The organism is Nonomuraea sp. K271, assembly GCF_009908215.1.
Classification (GTDB): domain Bacteria; phylum Actinomycetota; class Actinomycetes; order Streptosporangiales; family Streptosporangiaceae; genus Nonomuraea; species Nonomuraea longispora.
The window spans coordinates 1-17291 of sequence record NZ_JAAAHR010000196.1; the positions used below are offsets into that span (position 1 = coordinate 1).

General features: G+C 69.6%; 15 protein-coding genes. 13 read left to right on the forward strand and 2 right to left on the reverse strand.

Annotated elements, in window-relative coordinates; all coding sequences use genetic code 11:
• The first annotated feature begins 325 nt into the window (after positions 1-325).
• From GUY59_RS40740 to GUY59_RS40760, 5 genes are all read left to right on the forward strand, one after another.
• Entirely contained in the window at positions 326-1606 is a 1281-nt protein-coding gene (locus tag GUY59_RS40740; protein ID WP_138206938.1) for a glycosyltransferase family 4 protein, read from the forward strand.
• A gap of 175 nt (positions 1607-1781) precedes the next feature.
• Entirely contained in the window at positions 1782-2765 is a 984-nt protein-coding gene (locus GUY59_RS40745; RefSeq protein WP_138206936.1) for a TerC family protein, read from the forward strand.
• Between the two features lie 108 nt (positions 2766-2873).
• Positions 2874-3521, forward strand: coding sequence for a phosphatidylserine decarboxylase (locus GUY59_RS40750; RefSeq protein WP_138206934.1), 648 nt, complete (start codon positions 2874-2876; stop codon positions 3519-3521).
• The gene (gene pssA, locus GUY59_RS40755; RefSeq protein ID WP_138206932.1) at positions 3508-4332 is read left to right on the forward strand and encodes a CDP-diacylglycerol--serine O-phosphatidyltransferase; all 825 of its coding nucleotides are present in this window, start codon (positions 3508-3510) and stop codon (positions 4330-4332) included. The genes GUY59_RS40750 and pssA overlap by 14 nt, the downstream gene beginning before the upstream one ends.
• 37 nt (positions 4333-4369) lie before the next feature.
• Positions 4370-4645, forward strand: coding sequence for a hypothetical protein (locus GUY59_RS40760; RefSeq protein ID WP_138206930.1), 276 nt, complete (start codon positions 4370-4372; stop codon positions 4643-4645).
• Positions 4646-4663: 18 nt separating this feature from the next.
• On the opposite strand, the gene GUY59_RS40765 is transcribed toward GUY59_RS40760, so the two are convergent.
• Positions 4664-5320 carry an MBL fold metallo-hydrolase gene (locus GUY59_RS40765; RefSeq protein ID WP_138206928.1) on the reverse strand — a complete coding sequence of 219 codons (657 nt, stop codon included), beginning with the start codon at positions 5318-5320 and terminating at the stop codon, positions 4664-4666.
• Positions 5317-6111, reverse strand: a complete 795-nt coding sequence (locus tag GUY59_RS40770) for a maleylpyruvate isomerase family mycothiol-dependent enzyme (protein ID WP_138206926.1) — start codon at positions 6109-6111, stop codon at positions 5317-5319. The genes GUY59_RS40765 and GUY59_RS40770 overlap by 4 nt, the downstream gene beginning before the upstream one ends.
• A 229-nt stretch (positions 6112-6340) precedes the next feature.
• Here GUY59_RS40770 and uvrA point away from each other — a divergent pair, with 229 nt between their 5' ends.
• The 8 genes from uvrA to whiA all read left to right on the forward strand — a co-directional run bounded on the left by uvrA (position 6341) and on the right by whiA (position 16865).
• Positions 6341-9181: an excinuclease ABC subunit UvrA gene (gene uvrA, locus GUY59_RS40775; RefSeq protein WP_138206924.1), complete on the forward strand. Its 2841-nt coding sequence runs from the start codon at positions 6341-6343 to the stop codon at positions 9179-9181.
• 971 nt (positions 9182-10152) lie between these two features.
• On the forward strand, positions 10153-10650 hold the full coding sequence (locus GUY59_RS40780; protein WP_138206922.1) for a Rieske (2Fe-2S) protein: 498 nt from the start codon (positions 10153-10155) through the stop codon (positions 10648-10650).
• Between the two features lie 128 nt (positions 10651-10778).
• On the forward strand, positions 10779-11237 hold the full coding sequence (locus GUY59_RS40785; RefSeq protein WP_132341510.1) for a Rieske (2Fe-2S) protein: 459 nt from the start codon (positions 10779-10781) through the stop codon (positions 11235-11237).
• Between the two features lie 46 nt (positions 11238-11283).
• The gene (locus GUY59_RS40790; protein ID WP_132341508.1) at positions 11284-11730 is read left to right on the forward strand and encodes a Rieske (2Fe-2S) protein; all 447 of its coding nucleotides are present in this window, start codon (positions 11284-11286) and stop codon (positions 11728-11730) included.
• A 180-nt stretch (positions 11731-11910) separates the two neighbouring features.
• Positions 11911-13827 carry an excinuclease ABC subunit UvrC gene (gene uvrC, locus GUY59_RS40795; RefSeq protein WP_138206941.1) on the forward strand — a complete coding sequence of 639 codons (1917 nt, stop codon included), beginning with the start codon at positions 11911-11913 and terminating at the stop codon, positions 13825-13827.
• A 127-nt stretch (positions 13828-13954) separates the two neighbouring features.
• Positions 13955-14821: an RNase adapter RapZ gene (rapZ, locus tag GUY59_RS40800; RefSeq protein ID WP_138206920.1), complete on the forward strand. Its 867-nt coding sequence runs from the start codon at positions 13955-13957 to the stop codon at positions 14819-14821.
• A 74-nt stretch (positions 14822-14895) separates the two neighbouring features.
• Positions 14896-15813: a gluconeogenesis factor YvcK family protein gene (locus GUY59_RS40805; RefSeq protein ID WP_138206940.1), complete on the forward strand. Its 918-nt coding sequence runs from the start codon at positions 14896-14898 to the stop codon at positions 15811-15813.
• A gap of 71 nt (positions 15814-15884) precedes the next feature.
• Positions 15885-16865, forward strand: a complete 981-nt coding sequence (whiA, locus tag GUY59_RS40810; RefSeq protein ID WP_132341504.1) for a DNA-binding protein WhiA — start codon at positions 15885-15887, stop codon at positions 16863-16865.
• Positions 16866-17291 lie beyond the last annotated feature (426 nt).

Here is a 17291-nt window from a genome sequence, read left to right on the forward strand (position 1 = left end):
GTGGCTGGGCGAGTCTGGGGGTCACCGTGGTGGCGGCGGCCGTCGCGCTGGCCGTGGGCGTCGCCGTGGTGACCCTGGTGGACCGGCCGGACCCCGCGGCCGTCGCCGTCCTGCTGCGGCGCACACGCGGGTGATCGGCGGGGGCATGGTGTGATGAGGGCCTGTGGGGGACGTCGTCCCTGCATGCGGGGGACGGGGCATGAGGGCCCCGACGCGGTGTGCGGGGGCCTGATGCCGTGGTCTGCCACTGGTGTGGCGACAGGGTCGCGGGCTCGGTTTCCCGCTCCTGGAACTTTCCGGCGGCTTGAGGCGAAAGGAGAACGTTGTGCGGGTGGCGTTCGTGCTGGGCACCACGTCGGGAGGCACCGGGCGATATGTGCGCATGCTGGTGGAGGGGCTGGTGCGTCGGGGGCACCAGGTGCTCGTGCTGGGGCCCCGCAGCGTGGAGGAGTGGTTCTCGTACACGGAGGCCGGTGCGCGTTTCGTGGGGGTCGCCATCGCCGATCGACCGCATCCCGTCAACGACCTGCGCGCGGTGCTGGCCGTCAGGCGGCTGACGCGCGAGGCGGACGTGGTGCACGCCCACGGGCTGCGGGCCGGGGCGCTCTCCGCCCTAGCCAGGCCTGGCGCACTGGTCAGGCGAGGCACTCGCCCGGCGGCAGTGACGGATCCCGGCCGCCCGGGGACCGGAGGGCCGGCGGAAGCCGGTGGACGTGGGCCGAGCGCGCCCGGGCTGGTGGTGACGCTGCACAACGCGCTGACCGCGGGTGGGTTCGTCGGTGTCGTCTACGGGGTGCTGGAGCGGCTCGTCGCCAGAGGCGCCGGGCGTGTGCTCGTGGTGTCGCCCGACCTCGGTGCGCGGATGACGCGGCTTGGTGCGAGGGACGTACGGGCCGCGGTGGTGCCCGCGCCCGTGCCGCGACCGGCCAAGCGCACACCCCAGGAGGTCAGGGACGAACTCGACGCCGGCGAGCGGCCCATCCTGCTGACCGTGGCCAGACTCGCCCAGCAGAAGGGCCTCGAGACGCTACTCGACGTCGCGGCCGGCCCGTGGGAGGAGGGGCGTGCGCCCGGGACCGGGCGCGGATCCGGCCTTGGAGGAAGCTACCGGCCTGAGGTCATGTCCGGGGCCGGGACCGGCGGCTCGGCGGGCGGCGCCGGGGGAGCGCCGCTGTTCGTGGTCGCGGGGGACGGGCCACTGCGCGCGCGGTTGCAGCGCAGGATCGACGACGAACGTCTTCCCGTGAAGCTGCTGGGGCACCGGGACGACGTGCCGGACCTGTTGCACGCCGCCGTCGCCCTGGTGATGCCGAGCCGCTGGGAGGGGCAGCCGCTGACCCTGCGGGAGGCGTTGATGACCGGAACACCGGCGATCGCGTCGAAGGTAGGTGGGATTCCAGAAATCCTGGGCCAGGCCGGGTTCCTGGTCCCCTATGGGGACGTGGAGGGGCTGCGGAGAGCTGTACGGGAGCTGCTCGCGGAAGGGGGAACTGCGCGGACGCTGGCCGCGGAGGCCGAGCGGCGGGGGCGGGAGATGCCCGGCGATGACGACGCCGTGCGGCACGTGCTGGCCGTCTACGGCGAGGATGGGCCAACCGGCGATTAGGTGGGCTCAGGGCGTTCTCGTATACTGCGTGGGTTAGGGAGGGGAGTATCCCTTCGCGACAGCCTCGTCATCACGGTGCAGCCCCGATCCATGGGGCCCCCGGGGCTGCCGGTCCGCAGGTCGACGCGGGCGGGAGAGACCTCCGGCAATGATTGCTGTGTGCCGGAGGGTTGACTTGAGCGTACCCGTGTGGGCCTGGATCGCCGTGATCGGCGGTCTTCTTGTTGTATTGGCCATTGACCTGTGGATCGTCGACCGCGGCGAAGCCCGCGAGTTCTCCATGCGGCAGGCCGGTTATTGGGTGACATTCTATGTCGCGCTGGCCGCCGCGTTCGGTGTCGTGTTGTGGACGACGTACGGCGGTGCCAAGGCGGGCGAGTTCTTCGCCGGCTACATCACCGAATACAGCTTGAGCGTCGACAATCTTTTCGTCTTCTTCATCATCATGGGCAGGTTCGCCGTCCCGCGGGCCTACCAGCACAAGGTGCTGCTCGTCGGCATCCTGCTCGCGCTCGTCATGCGCGGCATCTTCATCGCGCTCGGCGCCGCCGCGCTGCAGCGTTTCAGCTGGCTCTTCTATGTTTTCGGCGCCTTCCTCGTCTACACCGCGGTCAACCTCGTGCGCGACCACCTGCGGGGCAAGGAGGAGGAGGTCAACGAGAACGTCCTGCTCCGGTGGGTGCGCCGGACGTTCCCCACCACCGAGGGGTACGTCGGCTCGAAGGTCACGGTCAAGATCGACGGCAGGCGCATGGTGACGCCGATGCTCATCGTGATGGTCGCGATCGGGAGCACCGACCTGTTGTTCGCGCTCGACTCGATCCCCGCCATCTTCGGGCTCACCAAGGATCCGTTCATCGTCTTCACGGCCAACGCGTTCGCGCTGATGGGGCTGCGTCAGCTGTACTTCCTCCTGGGCGGGCTTCTGCAGCGGCTCGTCTACATCAGTTATGGTTTGGCGTTCATCCTCGGGTTCATCGGGGTTAAGCTGGTTATGGAGGCCTTGCATGCCAGCCATGTCTCCTGGGCGCCCGAAATTCCTATCTGGGTGTCGCTCTCGATCATCGGCGCCACTATGGTCATCACCACCGTGGCGAGCCTGGTCAAGGCCCGCATAGACACGCGCAGTGGCGAGGCGGCTCATTCAGAGCAGGTCTAGCTGTTGGGCTTCGTGGCGCTTTGCTTGCGTAGTTGCGCTGTGTCATAGTTGCTATTTTTGTAACATCACAGCAAAGCGCCCAGTCCAGTCCACCACCAAAGGTTGTACGTGTCCGATTCTGCCAAGCCGAGCCGCGCAAACCCTGTCAGGCTCGCACGCGGGGTCTCCCCGTGGCTTTTCCCCACGGCGGCCGCGGCGGCCGCCACCGCGCTGTTGACGCGCAGGGACCGGCGATGGGCGTTCGCGGCGGTGCCGCTGGGCGCGCTCACCGGTGGCATGCTCTGGTTCTTCCGCGACCCCGACCGTACGCCGGGACAGGGCCGTGTCCTGTCACCCGCCGACGGCGTGGTGCAGAGCATCGACCCGTGGCCGGACGGCCGCACCCGGGTCGCGATCTTCATGAGCCCGCTGAACGTACACGTCAATCGGGCCCCCCTTGCGGGAAATGTCGCATCCGTGCAGCATGTGCCAGGTGGGTTCCTGCCGGCGTTCAACAAGGACAGCGATCAGAACGAGCGCGTGGTGTGGCATTTCGAGACCGCGCTGGGCGACATCGAGATGGTGCAGATCGCGGGCGCGGTGGCGCGCAGGATCGTGCCGTACCTGAGCGCGGGCGCGAAGGTCACGCCGGGCGAGCGGATCGGGCTCATCCGGTTCGGTTCGCGAGTCGACATCTACCTTCCCGAAGGGATCGCTCCCGCGGTGTCCGTGGGGGAGAAGACAGTGGCGGGGGTGACCGGAATTGACCGCGGCTGACGCCGGTAGTTGGCAGGCGGATGAGGAAGAGCCTCGTGGCCCCGTCGGCAAGGCGTTCCGCCTGTCCGCCGCCGACTCCCTTTCGCTGGGCAACGCGGTTTGCGGGTTCATGGCCGTGTGTGTCCTGGCGTACTCCGCGATTATGCAACTGCAGATGGCCGGCGGTCCGTTCGTCCCCAATCCGAGCTATTTCGCCACCGCCATCGTGCTGCTGCTCATCGGGGCCACATGTGACCTGTTCGACGGCCTCGTCGCGCGGCGGTTCCGCGCCTCGGCGATGGGCGCCGAGCTCGACAACCTGGCCGATGTGATCAGCTTCGGGTTCGCGCCCGCGTTCATGGTCGTGATCTGGGGCGGGTTCACCAATCAGGTGCCGTTCACCGCGGTGCTGGTCGCGGCGGCGTCCGTGCTGGTCGCGGGGGTCGTGAGGTTGGCCAGGTTCGCCTGCGTCAAGACCAAGAGCGGCGACTTCATGGGCCTGCCCATCCCGATGGGCGCCATGACGGTGATCTCGATCGTGCTGCTGTTCCAGCCGAGCGTCTATTCGCTGCTCGGTGTGCTCGGCGTGGCGTGGCTGATGGTCAGCCGGATCGAATATCCCAAGCCGAAGGGCCAGCTCGCGGCGGTCGTGCTCGGATGGATCATGGTAAACGTGGCCTTCCTCACGTTCTGGGTGGCCTGGCCCGAAGGCGGCGACCTGCCGATCAAGATCGGTGCGAGCATGCAGATCGCGCTGGTGGCGGCGATCCCGCTCCGGATGCTCTTCTACAAGCGTGAACTCCGTAAAGAAGCCGAGCGCATCGGCAACTGAGGGGATTTCCCGCCCGTCTTCCGCTTCGATGGATATCATGCCGGCTCAGCCACGCGAGCACACGCGCACCTACTTCCTCGGCAAGCTGGCCGAGGAACTGGAGCAGCGCGGGCTCACCGTCACCCTGCGGTCGCACCCGCCGGCGTTGCGGATCAACGATCCCGACACGGTGCTGCTGGCCGAGACCGTCGACTGCGTTCCCCTCTCGGAGGGCTGGTTCTACCGCTGGTCGTGGGGCGAGCTCGTCGGCCTGACCGACGATCCCGCCCTCGCGGCCGAGCGCATCGTGCACGTCCTCGCCGCTCGGCAGTGACCCCGTCCGTCGGCACGGCTACCAGCCGCGGGCCTTCCACTCGGGCAGCGCGGGGCGCTCGGCCCTGAGCGTCGTGTCCTTGCCGTGGCCCGGGTAGACCCACGTCTCGTCGGGGAGCCGGTCGAACACGCGCTCCACCACGTCGTTGTAGAGCTGGGTGAAACGCTCGGGGTCCTGCCAGGTGTTGCCGACGCCGCCGGGGAACAGGGAATCGCCCGTGAAGAGGTGATGGCCCGCCTCGCCGCCGTCGTAGAGCAGCGCGATCGACCCCGGCGTGTGACCCCGCAGGTGGATGAACTCCAGGCTGACCGCGCCGACGGCGATCGTGTCGCCGTGCTCGACCGTGCGGTCGACCGGCACGGGCAGCGCGGGCGCGTCGAGCGGATGGGCGACCACCTGAGCTCCCGTCACCTTGATCACCTGCTCCAGCGCCTGCCAGTGGTCGGGGTGCTGGTGCGTGGTGACGACCGCGCGGATCGGCTGGTCGGCGATCAGCGCGAGCAGGCGGTCGGAGTCGGCGGCCGCGTCGATGAGCAGACCCTCACCCGTTTCCGTGCAGCGCAGCAGATAGGCGTTGTTGTCATAAGGGCCGACGGCGAGCTTGGAGATCGTGAGCGCGGGCAGCTCTCGCACGTCGGCGGGGCCGCCGACCTGGACGTCACCTGTGTAGGTCATGGGTAGTCCTCCGGAGGCGTCGCGGGCAGATCAGCGGGGGCCGTCGCCGACGGCCACGGTGGTGGCGCCGGAAGCGCCGCCGGTGACGGTGTCGGCAACCGCCCCATCGGCACCAGCGTAACGCCCTCGCCGCGCGACCTTCCTGTGAGCCAGCACAACATGGCCGCAGGGGCTCCTTCGACGGCGGGGCCGGAGCCGAGCCGGGGCCAACGGGCGACGATCCCGCCGTCCGGATTCGTGAGGACGACTTCGCTCACCGTGCCGCCGTCGCGGGGCAGGCACGCCCGGCAGTCGTGGAGCTCGCGGGTGACGAACTGCTCCGGCCAGTCCGCGGGACCGTACCCGGCGTCGAGGTCCACGTGGTGGAACCCGATCTCGCGCATGCGGCGTACCAGGAGGTACCAGGCGGGATGGGGAGGCGGGCGCATGCCCTCCACCTGCGCGGACCAGCACTCGGCGGGCATGTCACGGATCGCGGCGGCCACGCGGGCCGAGCCCTCCTCGATGTCGGCCAGGTGGCGGGTGGCCGGGTGGGCGGCCCCGGCCTCGATGGCCGCGGCCCTTGCCGGCAAAGAGGTGTACTGCGGGGTGCGTACGCCGGTCCTGGCCCAGGTCAGGAGGTTGAGGTGGGAAGCGGCGTTCTGGGCGACGTGGGCGAGTACGTGGCCTCTGGTCCAGCCGGGTAGAAGCGAGGGGGCGGCCAGGTCGGCGTCGCTGAGCGAGGCGGCCGTGGCCAGCAACCGGTCGGTCTCGGCGGAGAGTTCGGCCTGGAGCGCGGGTAGAACCACCATGTCTGGATATTTCATCATTTTTGAGTGTCTCCATCAGATCGGGGATGAAAGCTGCAGGTCAGGAAGTTGACGGGTGAAGGGCCCCTGCGAGGTGGGAGATGGCCGTAACCTGTGAAGGACGCGTTTCGGGGGCCGGTCACTCGTACGTGAGTGCGCGCCGCCGAAATTGTCGGAGCCCCCGTCTACCATCCCCCGTGGACCTATCCGCCTTTCGACCTCCGGGATCATCGTGGCAGACCGCCTGATCGTGCGTGGTGCACGAGAACACAACCTCAAGGACGTCTCGCTCGACCTGCCGCGAGACTCGCTGATCGTCTTCACCGGCCTGTCCGGGTCCGGGAAGTCGAGTCTGGCCTTTGACACCATCTTCGCCGAAGGCCAGCGGCGCTATGTCGAGTCGTTGTCGGCGTACGCCCGCCAGTTCCTCGGTCAGATGGACAAGCCCGACGTCGACTTCATCGAGGGCCTGTCGCCGGCGGTGTCGATCGACCAGAAGGCGACCAGCAAGAACCCCCGCTCGACGGTCGGCACGATCACCGAGGTCTACGACTACCTGCGGCTGCTGTGGGCGCGCATCGGCAAGCCGCACTGCCCGGTGTGCGCCCGCCCGATCGCCAGGCAGACCCCGCAGCAGATCGTCGACCGCGTGATGGACCTCGACGAGGGCACCCGCTTCCAGGTGCTCGCCCCGGTCATCAGGGGCCGCAAGGGTGAATACGCCGAGTTGTTCCGCGAGCTGCAGACCAAGGGTTTCGCCAGGGCCAGGGTCGACGGCACCGTGGTGCGCCTGGAGGAGCCGCCGACGCTGAAGAAGTACGAGAAGCATGACATCGAGGTCATCGTCGACCGCCTCTCGGTCAAGGAGACGGCCCGGCGCAGGCTGACCGACTCGGTCGAGACGGCGTTGCAGTTGTCCGGCGGCACGATCACGCTCGAGTTCGTCGATCTGCCCGAGGCCGACCCCAACCGTGAGCGCTTCTACTCCGAGCACCTCTACTGCCCCTATGACGACCTGTCGTTCGAGGAACTGGAGCCGCGCTCGTTCTCGTTCAACTCACCGTTCGGGGCCTGCCCCGAGTGCACAGGCCTGGGCACCAAGATGGAGGTCGACCCCGACCTGGTGGTGCCCGATCCCGAGCGCACGCTGCGCGACGGCGCGCTGCACCCGTGGTCCGGCGGCCACACCAGCGAATACTTCAGCAGGCTGGTCGAGGCGCTCGGCCACACGGTCGGGTTCACCCTCGACACGACGTGGGAGAAGCTGCCGAAGAAGGCGCAGAAATCGCTGCTGTACGGCCATGACGAGCAGGTGCACGTCCGCTACAGCAACCGCTACGGCAGGCAGCGCTCTTACTACACGACCTACGACGGCGTCATCCCCTGGGTGCAGCGCAGGCACGCCGAGGCGGAGAGCGACGCGACGCGCGAGCGTTTCGAAGGCTACATGCGGGAGATCCCGTGCCCCGCCTGTAAGGGGGCCAGGCTCAAGCCGGTGACCCTCGCCGTGACGGTCGCGGGCAGGTCGATCGCCGAGGTGGCGGCCATGTCGATCGGCGAGTGCGCGAAGTTCCTCGCCGCGCTCAAGCTGTCCGACCGCGACATGCAGATCGCCGAGCGCGTGGTCAAGGAGATCAATGCGCGCATGGGCTTCCTGCTCGACGTCGGCCTCGACTACCTCACCATGAACCGCGCCGCCGCGACCCTCGCGGGCGGCGAGGCCCAGCGCATCAGGCTGGCCACGCAGATCGGCTCCGGCCTGGTCGGCGTCCTCTACGTGCTCGACGAGCCGTCCATCGGCCTGCACCAGCGTGACAACATGCGCCTGCTCGACACGCTGGTCAGGCTGCGCGACATGGGCAACACGCTGATCGTCGTCGAGCACGACGAGGACACGATAGCGGCGGCCGACTGGGTCGTCGACATCGGGCCGGGCGCCGGCGAGCACGGTGGCCAGGTGGTCGTCTCCGGCACGGTGCAGGACCTGCTCACCAGTGAGGAGTCGCTCACCGGGCAATACCTGTCGGGCCGTAGGAGCATCCCGATCCCGGCCAAGCGCCGAAAGCGCGACAAGAAGCGGCAGATCACCGTCAAAGGTGCACGCGAGCACAACCTGCAGGGCGTCGACATCGAGTTCCCGCTGGGCGTGTTCACGGCGGTGACCGGCGTGTCCGGCTCAGGCAAGTCGACGCTGGTCAACGACATCCTCTACAACGCGCTGGCCAAGGAGCTCAACGGCGCCCGCACGGTGCCGGGGCGGCACTCGCGCATCAACGGCATGGACCAGGTCGACAAGGTCGTCCACGTCGACCAGTCGCCGATCGGGCGCACGCCGCGCTCCAACCCCGCCACCTACACCGGCGTGTTCGACCACGTGCGCAAGTTGTTCGCTGCCACGTCCGAGGCCAAGGTGCGCGGCTACCAGCCAGGGCGCTTCAGCTTCAACGTCAAGGGCGGCCGCTGCGAGGCGTGCTCGGGCGACGGCACCATCAAGATCGAGATGAACTTCCTGCCCGACGTCTACGTCCCCTGCGAGGTCTGCCACGGAGCCCGCTACAACCGGGAGACGCTGGAGGTCCACTACAAGGGCAAGACGATCGCCGAGGTGCTCGACATGCCGATCGAGGAGGCCCTCGGCTTCTTCGACGCGATCCCCGCGATCAAACGCCACCTGCAGACGCTCAACGATGTGGGTCTGGGCTACGTACGCCTGGGGCAGCCGGCCACCACCCTGTCCGGCGGCGAGGCGCAACGGGTCAAGCTCGCCTCCGAGCTGCAGCGCAGGCAGACCGGCCGGACCATCTACGTGCTCGACGAGCCGACCACCGGCCTGCACTTCGAGGACATCCGGCGGCTGCTCGGCGTGCTCGGTCGGCTGGTCGACGGCGGCAACACGGTGATCGTCATCGAGCACAACCTCGACGTCATCAAGACCGCCGACTGGATCATCGACATGGGGCCGGAAGGCGGGTCGCGCGGCGGCACGCTCGTCGCCAGCGGCACGCCGGAGGAGGTCGCGCTGGTGGACGAGAGCCACACAGGGCGGTTCCTGCGCAAGATTCTGGAGTTCTGACCTCCGTACGAGCCGCGCGTCCCCATCGCCGGGCGGCGACAGGGCGCGTGGCTACCACCGGGAGTGCTGGATGCCACGTTCCCAGGGTGGGCAGTGCGTCGGCGGTTCGTCGGCTTGGTGATGGTTTCGTGGTTCACGGGCCGGTTTGTGACGCACGTTGGCGATATGTGGGGCGTGCGAGTGATGGGCTGTGGACGATGGACCGGTGGTAGTCGCGGCCCAGCGCGCGCCTCGCCGCCGCCGAACGTCGTCTCGGACTGCGGCGTGAACAGGGCGACCATCGCCACCCCATGGAGACGGTCGTGATGATGGAGATGGTCAGGCGAAGCTGCGCACCGTCCACCTGCGGTGATCGACGAATGTGCGTTGCCTGGCCTGGTCATCCGTCGTCCGGCGGACGTGCCTCCAACCAGAGCAGCGCCGGCAGCACGTTGCTGACCATGGTCACCGGACCCCACGGGGTGGCCACCGCGATCACCAAGTCCATCGCCCCGCTGGGAAGACAACCGCCGAAGACGTACACGTGGCGGATCCAGCGGCGCGCTCACGGATGCGCACGGAACCGGCGCCAGACCTGCAGGCAGCACGTGCATCGCCACGGAGCCGAACACGACGTGTGACGACAGGGCCATGAGATGCGGCGGGAAGGAGACCGGGGCGGGAACGCGTGACCGGCCTGTGGCCCAGCGACGGTACGGCGGACGGGAGAACGCCAGGAACGCCGCCACCAGCGGCGCTACCCAGGGGACGTAGCCACCAGCGGGGTTCGGCGGCCGCAGCGGGGACTGTGTCACGGAAAGAGCCACGGCCGTAGGTTCGGCACCGCCGCGGACGGCGTGCCTGCCACCCGCTGACCGGACCGAGGGGGTGGGCCCATAAAGTTGATTATCGACAGCGGCCTGACCTGCAGGGGGTCAGTGGCGACGCGAAGGGTCGGCAGGACAATGACGGTTACGGAGTCAGGCGGAGCCATGCCCGAAAACGGTCACGAGCCGGAGCCCGGGCACCGGTGTGCGCCGGCGGCCGGGCGGACGCAGGAGGCGGCGGCGGGGCGTAGGCGCGTGCCGGGGGTCCGTGGGCCGGCGCGGCGTGAGGTGCTGGGAGCGGCCGGGGCGGCGGCGTGCGGGCTGGCGCTCGCCGGATGCGGGGCGGGTGACGCCGAGGCCAAGCCGACCCTGAAGGGCAAGGTCCTCGCCAAGACGGCCGACGTGCCCGTGGGCGGTGGCACCATGAACGAGGACCTGAAGATCGTGGTCACACAGCCGGAGCAGGGCGTCTACAAGGCGTTCAGCTCGCTCTGCACCCACAAGGGCTGCGTCGTCAGCACGCCCGAGAACAACGTCATCACGTGCGCCTGCCACGGCAGTGAGTTCGCCGCCGACAGCGGTAAGGCGACCAAGGGCCCCGCCACCGGCGCGCTGGCGGCGTACCAGGTCAAGGTGGAGGGCGACGGCATCGTGGTCGCCTGACGCGGTGCCGGACGAAGTGTGGTGAACGAGTAAATGTGCGTAGTCACCGGGGATTGGGCTCAGGCACGCTGAACCGGCGCGAGGGCGCTGCCGTACCTGAGAGTGGAACCAACCTGGGAGGACGCACCATGACGGAGACCACACGCCGGAATGTGGTACTCGGCGCTGGAGGCGCCGGGCTCGCGGCGATTCTGACGGCGTGCGCTAGCTACGGTTCACCGGCGACGGAGGCGGAGGTCGAGCCACCGGCGGAGGAGCCGTCGTCTGAGGCGCCGGAGAAGAAGGCGGCGGCCGGCGGAGGCAAGGCCCTGGCCGGCACCAGCGACATCCCCGAAGGCGGCGGGAAGGTCTTCGAGAACGAGAAGGTCGTCGTCACGCAGCCGACCGCGGGCGACTTCAAGGCGTTCAGCGCGGTGTGCACCCACGCCGGGTGCACCGTCGCCACGGTTTCGAACAACACGATCAACTGCCCGTGCCACGGCAGCAAGTTCAGCATCGAGGACGGCTCGGTGGCGGACGGGCCGGCCGGCGGGCCGCTGGAGGAAAAGAAGATCAGCGTGGACGGCGGTAAGATCAGACTCGCCTAAACCTTGTCTCATGATTTTCTCACCTAGGTGCGTTTGGGTGAGGCGCATGGGAAACGACCTTCAGAGCCGCCGGGCGGTGATCGCGGGTGTCGGGGCGAGTGGCCTGGCGCTGGCCGTCACCGCGTGTGGCGGCGGCACCGACACCGCACAGGACGCCGGCACGACCGCAGAGTCGAGCGCACCGGAGTCCAGCGCACCGCAGGCCGATGGTGCGCTGGCCAAGACCGCTGACGTCCCCGTCGGCGGCGGCACGATACTCGCAGACCAGAAGATCGTGATCACGCAGCCAACCGAAGGGGATTTCAAGGCGTTCAGCGCGCTCTGCACGCATAAGGGTTGCCCGGTCGACAGCGTCGAGGGCGGTTCGATCGTCTGCCCGTGCCACGGCAGCAAGTTCGCGATCGCCGACGGCGCGGTGACCGACGGCCCTGCCGACAAGCCGCTGGCCGCGCAGGCGATCAAGGTTGACGGCGACCAGATCACCCTGGCCTAACGGGCGCGGCCGGCCGCGCTGCGGCGCGGGGCCCGGGGCGCGGCGGTTCGCGGTGCGGGGCCCGAGGCGCGGCGGGTCACGGCGCGGGGCCCGGGGCAGGGCCCGGGGCGCGCGGGCCGGGCAACCCTGTCGGTAGGGGCTACTAGTCTTTGAACCGTGGCGAGATCAGCGGGCAGCCCTTTGAGTTTCCGGCCCAAACCAGGCGCGATCCCCGATGCCCCGGGGGTCTACCGGTTCAGGGACGCGCACGGCCGGGTGATCTATGTCGGCAAGGCCAAGAGCCTGCGCCAGCGGCTCAACTCCTATTTCGCCGACTTCTCCGCGCTGCACCCGCGCACCCAGTCGATGCTGACCACGGCGGCCGACGTCGACTGGACGGTGGTGGGCACCGAGGTCGAGGCGCTGCAGCTCGAATACTCCTGGATCAAGGAGTTCGACCCGCGCTTCAACGTCAAATACCGTGACGACAAGTCCTACCCCTACCTCGCGGTCACCATGGCCGACGAATTCCCGCGCGTGCAGGTCATGCGGGGGGCCAAGCGCAAGGGCACACGCTACTTCGGCCCCTACTCCCACGCGTGGGCCATCCGCGAGACGGTCGACCTGCTGCTGCGGGTCTTCCCCGTGCGCACGTGCAGCGCGGGGGTGTTCAAGCGGGCGGGGCAGATCGGCCGGCCGTGCCTGCTCGGCTACATCGACAAGTGCTCGGCGCCGTGCGTCGGCCGGGTGACCCCTGATGAGCACCGCGAGCTCGCCGAGGACTTCTGCGACTTCATGGCGGGCAACACCAGCCGTTTCATCAAGCGGCTGGAGAAGCAGATGCGCGAGGCGGCCGCCGACCAGGAATACGAGCGTGCCGCACGGCTGCGCGACGACATCCAGGCGCTCCAGCGCGCCCTGGAGAAGCAGGCGGTCGTGCTCGGCGAGGGCACCGACGCCGACGTGATCGCGCTCGCGGAAGACCCGCTCGAAGCCGCCGTGCAAGTCTTCTACGTGCGTGGCGGCCGCATCCGCGGTCAACGCGGCTGGGTGATCGACAAGGTCGAGGAGATCACGCCGGGCGAGCTGGTGGAGCAGTTCCTGCTGCAGATGTACGCTGAGGCGAGCCCCGACGCGATGCCCCGCGAAGTGCTCGTGCCCGCTCTGCCGCCCGACCACGAGGCGGTCGCCGAGCTGCTGACCGAGCAGCGGCGTGCCCGCGTCGAGGTGCGCGTGCCCCAGCGCGGCGACAAGAGGTCGCTGATGGAGACGGTCGAGCGCAACGCCAAGGAGTCGCTGGCCCAGCACAAGGTCCGCAGGGCCGGCGATCTCACCACGCGCAGCAAGGCCCTGCAGGAGATCGCCGACGCGCTCGACCTCGACCAGGCGCCGCTGCGGATCGAGTGCTACGACGTCTCCCACCTCCAGGGCGAGAACGTCGTGGCGTCGATGGTGGTGTTCGAGGACGGCCTGGCGCGCAAGAGCGAATATCGCCGCTTCGCCGTCAAGACGAAGGAGGGCGACGTCGCCTCGATCCACGAGGTGATCACGCGACGCTTCCGCCGCTACCTCGAAGAACGCTCCGCCACCGGCGAACTGGCCCCCGACGCCGACGCCGACGCCGAGGAGGGCCACGGCCCGATCGACCCCGAGACGGGCAAGCCACGCAAGTTCGCCTATCCGCCCAACCTGGTGGTCGTCGACGGCGCGGGGCCCCAGGCGGCCGCCGCGCAGCGGGCGCTCGACGAGCTCGGCATCGACGACGTGGCCGTGTGCGGCCTGGCCAAGCGGCTGGAGGAGGTCTGGCTGCCCGGCGATGACCAGCCGGTGATCATGCCGCGTACGAGTGAGGGCCTATATCTGTTGCAGCGCGTGCGTGACGAGGCACATCGCTTCGCCATCACCTACCATCGTTCCAAGAGGTCCAAGACGGTGAAGGAGAGCGCGCTCGACGGCGTTCCGGGTCTCGGGCCGGCGCGCAGGCAGGCGCTTCTCAGGCACTTCGGCTCCGTGAAGAAGCTCCGCGCGGCCACGGCCGCCGAGATCTGCGAGGTTCCCGGCATCGGCCCGTCCATCGCCGAGGTGATCGTGTCGATGCTGAAGGGAGATGCGCCTTGATCCCGCCAGGATGCCATGACGTCCTCGCCGCCGGCCGCCCGCGCGCCCGCCTCCGCTATGGTGATGAGGCCGGGAGGGCCGCTGACATGGACATTCGCAAGGCCGAGCCGGCGGACGGAGTGAGAAAATGAGCACCGAGCCGGCGTTCGTCATCGTCACCGGCATGTCGGGGGCGGGGCGCAGCACGGCGGCCAAGGCCCTTGAGGACCTGGGCTGGTTCGTCATCGACAACCTGCCGCCCGGGTTGCTGTTCGCGATGGCCGAGGAGGCGGGCAAGGTCAAGCTCGCCGCCGACAAGGTGGCGGCCGTCGTCGACGTGCGCAGCCTGGCTTTCACCACCGACCTCAACGCCGCCATCGAGGAGCTCGAAGGGCGCGGCGTACGCGTGCGGGTGGTGTTCCTGGAGGCCAGCGACGAAGAGCTGGTGCGCCGCTTCGAGAACGTCCGCAGGCCGCACCCGCTGCAGGGCGAGGGGCGCCTGGTCGACGGCATCACCAGGGAGCGGGGCATCCTGCGCGAGGTCAGGGCCAACGCCGATCTCGTGATCGACACCTCGGCGCACAATGTGCACGAGCTGCGTCACAAGATCGTCGCCTTCTTCGGCGGGGACGACCGGCCGGGGCTGCGGGTCAACGTCGTGTCGTTCGGGTTCAAGTACGGGCTCCCGGTCGACGCCGACCTCGTGGTCGACTGCCGTTTCCTGCCCAACCCGCACTGGGTTCCCGACCTGCGGCCGATGAACGGGCTCGACACCCCGGTCCGCGACTACGTGCTCGGGCAGCCAGGGGCCAAGGAGTTCCTCGACGCCTACGAGGAGGTCCTGCAGGTGGTCGCCGCAGGCTACGCGCGCGAGGGCAAGAGCTATGCCACGCTCGCGGTGGGGTGCACGGGCGGCAAACACCGCAGTGTGGCCATGGCCGAGCAGGTCGCCGCCCGCCTGCGTGACCGCGGGATGGAGGTCCAGGTGAGCCACCGGGATGTGGGGCGGGAGTGACCGATGAGGGCGTCCAAGCCGCCTTGCCGCATCCGGCAGCCGGCGGGGCGCAGGCCGGCGGTTCCGGGCCGAAAGTGGTGGCGCTCGGAGGCGGGCACGGGCTCTACGCCTCCCTGTCGGCCTTACGGATGGTCACCGACCGGCTGACCGCCGTGGTGACCGTCGCCGACGACGGCGGATCCAGCGGCAGGCTGCGCCGTGAGCTCGGCGTGCTGCCGCCCGGCGACCTGCGGATGGCGCTGGCCGCCCTGTGCGGCGACGACGAGTGGGGCAGCACGTGGAGCGAGGTCGTGCAGCACCGCTTCCGCAGCGAGGGCGAGCTGCACGGGCACGCCGTGGGCAACCTGCTGATCGTCGCGCTGTGGGAATTGCTCGGCGACTCCGTGGCCGGGCTTGAATGGGTCGGACGGCTGCTCGGGGCGCACGGCAGGGTGCTGCCGATGGCGTCGGTGCCGCTCGACATCGTGGCCGAGGTGGAGCTGGACGGCGTCATCTCGACCGTACGCGGGCAGGTGGCGTGCGCGCTGACGCCCGGCAGGGTGCAGGCGATCTCGCTGGTGCCCGAGGACCCGCCGGCGCGGCCCGAGGCGGTCGCGGCCGTGCTCGACGCCGACTGGGTGGTGTTCGGGCCCGGATCGTGGTTCACCAGCGTGCTGCCGCACCTCAAGGTGCCCGCACTGGCCAGGGCGCTGCACGCGACCAGGGCCAGGCGGCTCGTCACCCTCAACCTTGCGCCCCAGCCGGGAGAGACCGACGACTTCTCCCCCCAGCAACACCTGGAGGTGCTCAGGCAGCACGCTCCGGACCTGTCGATCGACGTGGTCCTCGCCGACACCGGGATCGTCGACGATCCCGGTGCGCTGGAGAAGTCCGCCGCCGCACTCGACGCCCGGCTCGTGATGGCCGACGTGGCGGCCTCGGACGGCTCTCCCCGGCATGACCCACGACGTCTTGCCTCCGTCCTGGACGAGATTTTCCTCCAGAAGCGTTGATCCTGGTCGGCGTGGCGCCAAGGTGCGAGAGACTGACGAGAGCCGGTCTGAATGGGGGAGGACTAACGCTTATGGCGATGACAGGTGTGGTGAAGGACGAGCTGAGCCGCCTGCCGGTGCTGAAGCCGTGCTGCCGCAAGGCGGAGGTTTCGACGCTGCTGCGGTTCGCCAGCGGCCTGCACCTGGTGGGCGGGCGGATCGTGATCGAGGCCGAGCTCGACACCAACGCCACGGCCCGGCGGCTGATCAAGGACATCGGTGAGGTGTTCGGGCACAAGGCGGAAGTCCTCGTGCTCGCGCCCGCCGGGCTGCGCAAGGGCTCGCGCTACGTGGTCCGCGTCTACCGCGACGGCGAGGCGCTCGCCCGGCAGACGGGCCTCATCGACAACCACGGCCGGCCGGTCCGCGGGCTGCCCCGCCAGGTGGTGGCGGGCGCGTCCTGCGACGCCGAGGCGGCCTGGCGCGGGGCCTTCCTCGCTCACGGCTCGCTGACCGAGCCGGGCCGCTCTATGTCGCTCGAGGTTACCTGCCCGGGGCCGGAGGCGGCCCTCGCGCTGGTGGGCTCGGCCCGGCGGCTGAAGATCCACGCCAAGGCGCGCGAGGTGCGCGGCGTCGACCGCGTCGTGGTGCGTGACGGCGACGCGATCAGCGCGCTGCTCACCAGGCTGGGCGCGCACGACAGCGTGCTCGCCTGGGAGGAGCGGCGCATGCGCCGCGAGGTGCGGGCCACCGCCAACCGGCTGGCCAACTTCGACGACGCCAACCTGCGGCGTTCGGCACGGGCCGCGGTGGCGGCCGGCGCGCGGGTGCAGCGGGCGCTCGAGATCCTCGGCGAGGAGGCGCCGGAGCACCTGGTGGTGGCGGGGCGGTTGCGGGTGGAGCACAAGCAGGCGTCCCTGGAGGAGTTGGGGCAGATCGCCGACCCGCCGCTGACGAAGGACGCGATCGCGGGCCGCATCCGGCGGCTGCTCGCCATGGCGGACAAGCGCGCCTCCGACCTGGGCATCCCCAACACCGAGGCCAACCTCACCGTCGACATGCTGGCCCCCTGACGCTTTGTCCATCCTTTACGGCACAGCCCGGTTGACCGCACGCGCCGACGTGGGCCGACGTCTGTCCTGGCCGGTCGTGAAGGCTCACGGAGTGCTCGCCGTGACGAGCGCGTTCCTGGCCGGGTTCCGTGGTCCGCAGCCTTGACGTGGTCCGCAGGCTTGACCGGGGCCGCCCAGGCGCACGGTTCTCGGTGGGGCCGCGCCTGACACGCGGCACGAGCCGGGTCTCATGGTCGTGGGACCACCGTGCCGGGGCCTGAGGGAGTGTGGCGCCCGCCGTCCGGTCCACAGGGCAGCGGGCGTGGTGCCGCGGGGGTGGAGTGTCAGTCGCTGGGCCGGGCCCTGGCGGGAAGCGCTCACCTCCGTCATCACTTGTCAGTCGCGGGCCGGTTTGCGGGGGGTGAACAGGTCGGTCGTGGGTTTGGG

Coding starts and splice junctions, on each gene's coding strand:
- GUY59_RS40760 (WP_138206930.1), top strand. CDS start 4,370: ATGCCGGCTCAGCCACGCGAGCACACGCGCACCTACTTCCTCGGCAAG.
- GUY59_RS40765 (WP_138206928.1), bottom strand. CDS start 5,320: ATGACCTACACAGGTGACGTCCAGGTCGGCGGCCCCGCCGACGTGCGA.
- GUY59_RS40770 (WP_138206926.1), bottom strand. CDS start 6,111: ATGGTGGTTCTACCCGCGCTCCAGGCCGAACTCTCCGCCGAGACCGAC.
- GUY59_RS40780 (WP_138206922.1), top strand. CDS start 10,153: ATGCCCGAAAACGGTCACGAGCCGGAGCCCGGGCACCGGTGTGCGCCG.
- GUY59_RS40785 (WP_132341510.1), top strand. CDS start 10,779: ATGACGGAGACCACACGCCGGAATGTGGTACTCGGCGCTGGAGGCGCC.
- GUY59_RS40790 (WP_132341508.1), top strand. CDS start 11,284: ATGGGAAACGACCTTCAGAGCCGCCGGGCGGTGATCGCGGGTGTCGGG.
- rapZ (WP_138206920.1), top strand. CDS start 13,955: ATGAGCACCGAGCCGGCGTTCGTCATCGTCACCGGCATGTCGGGGGCG.
- whiA (WP_132341504.1), top strand. CDS start 15,885: ATGGCGATGACAGGTGTGGTGAAGGACGAGCTGAGCCGCCTGCCGGTG.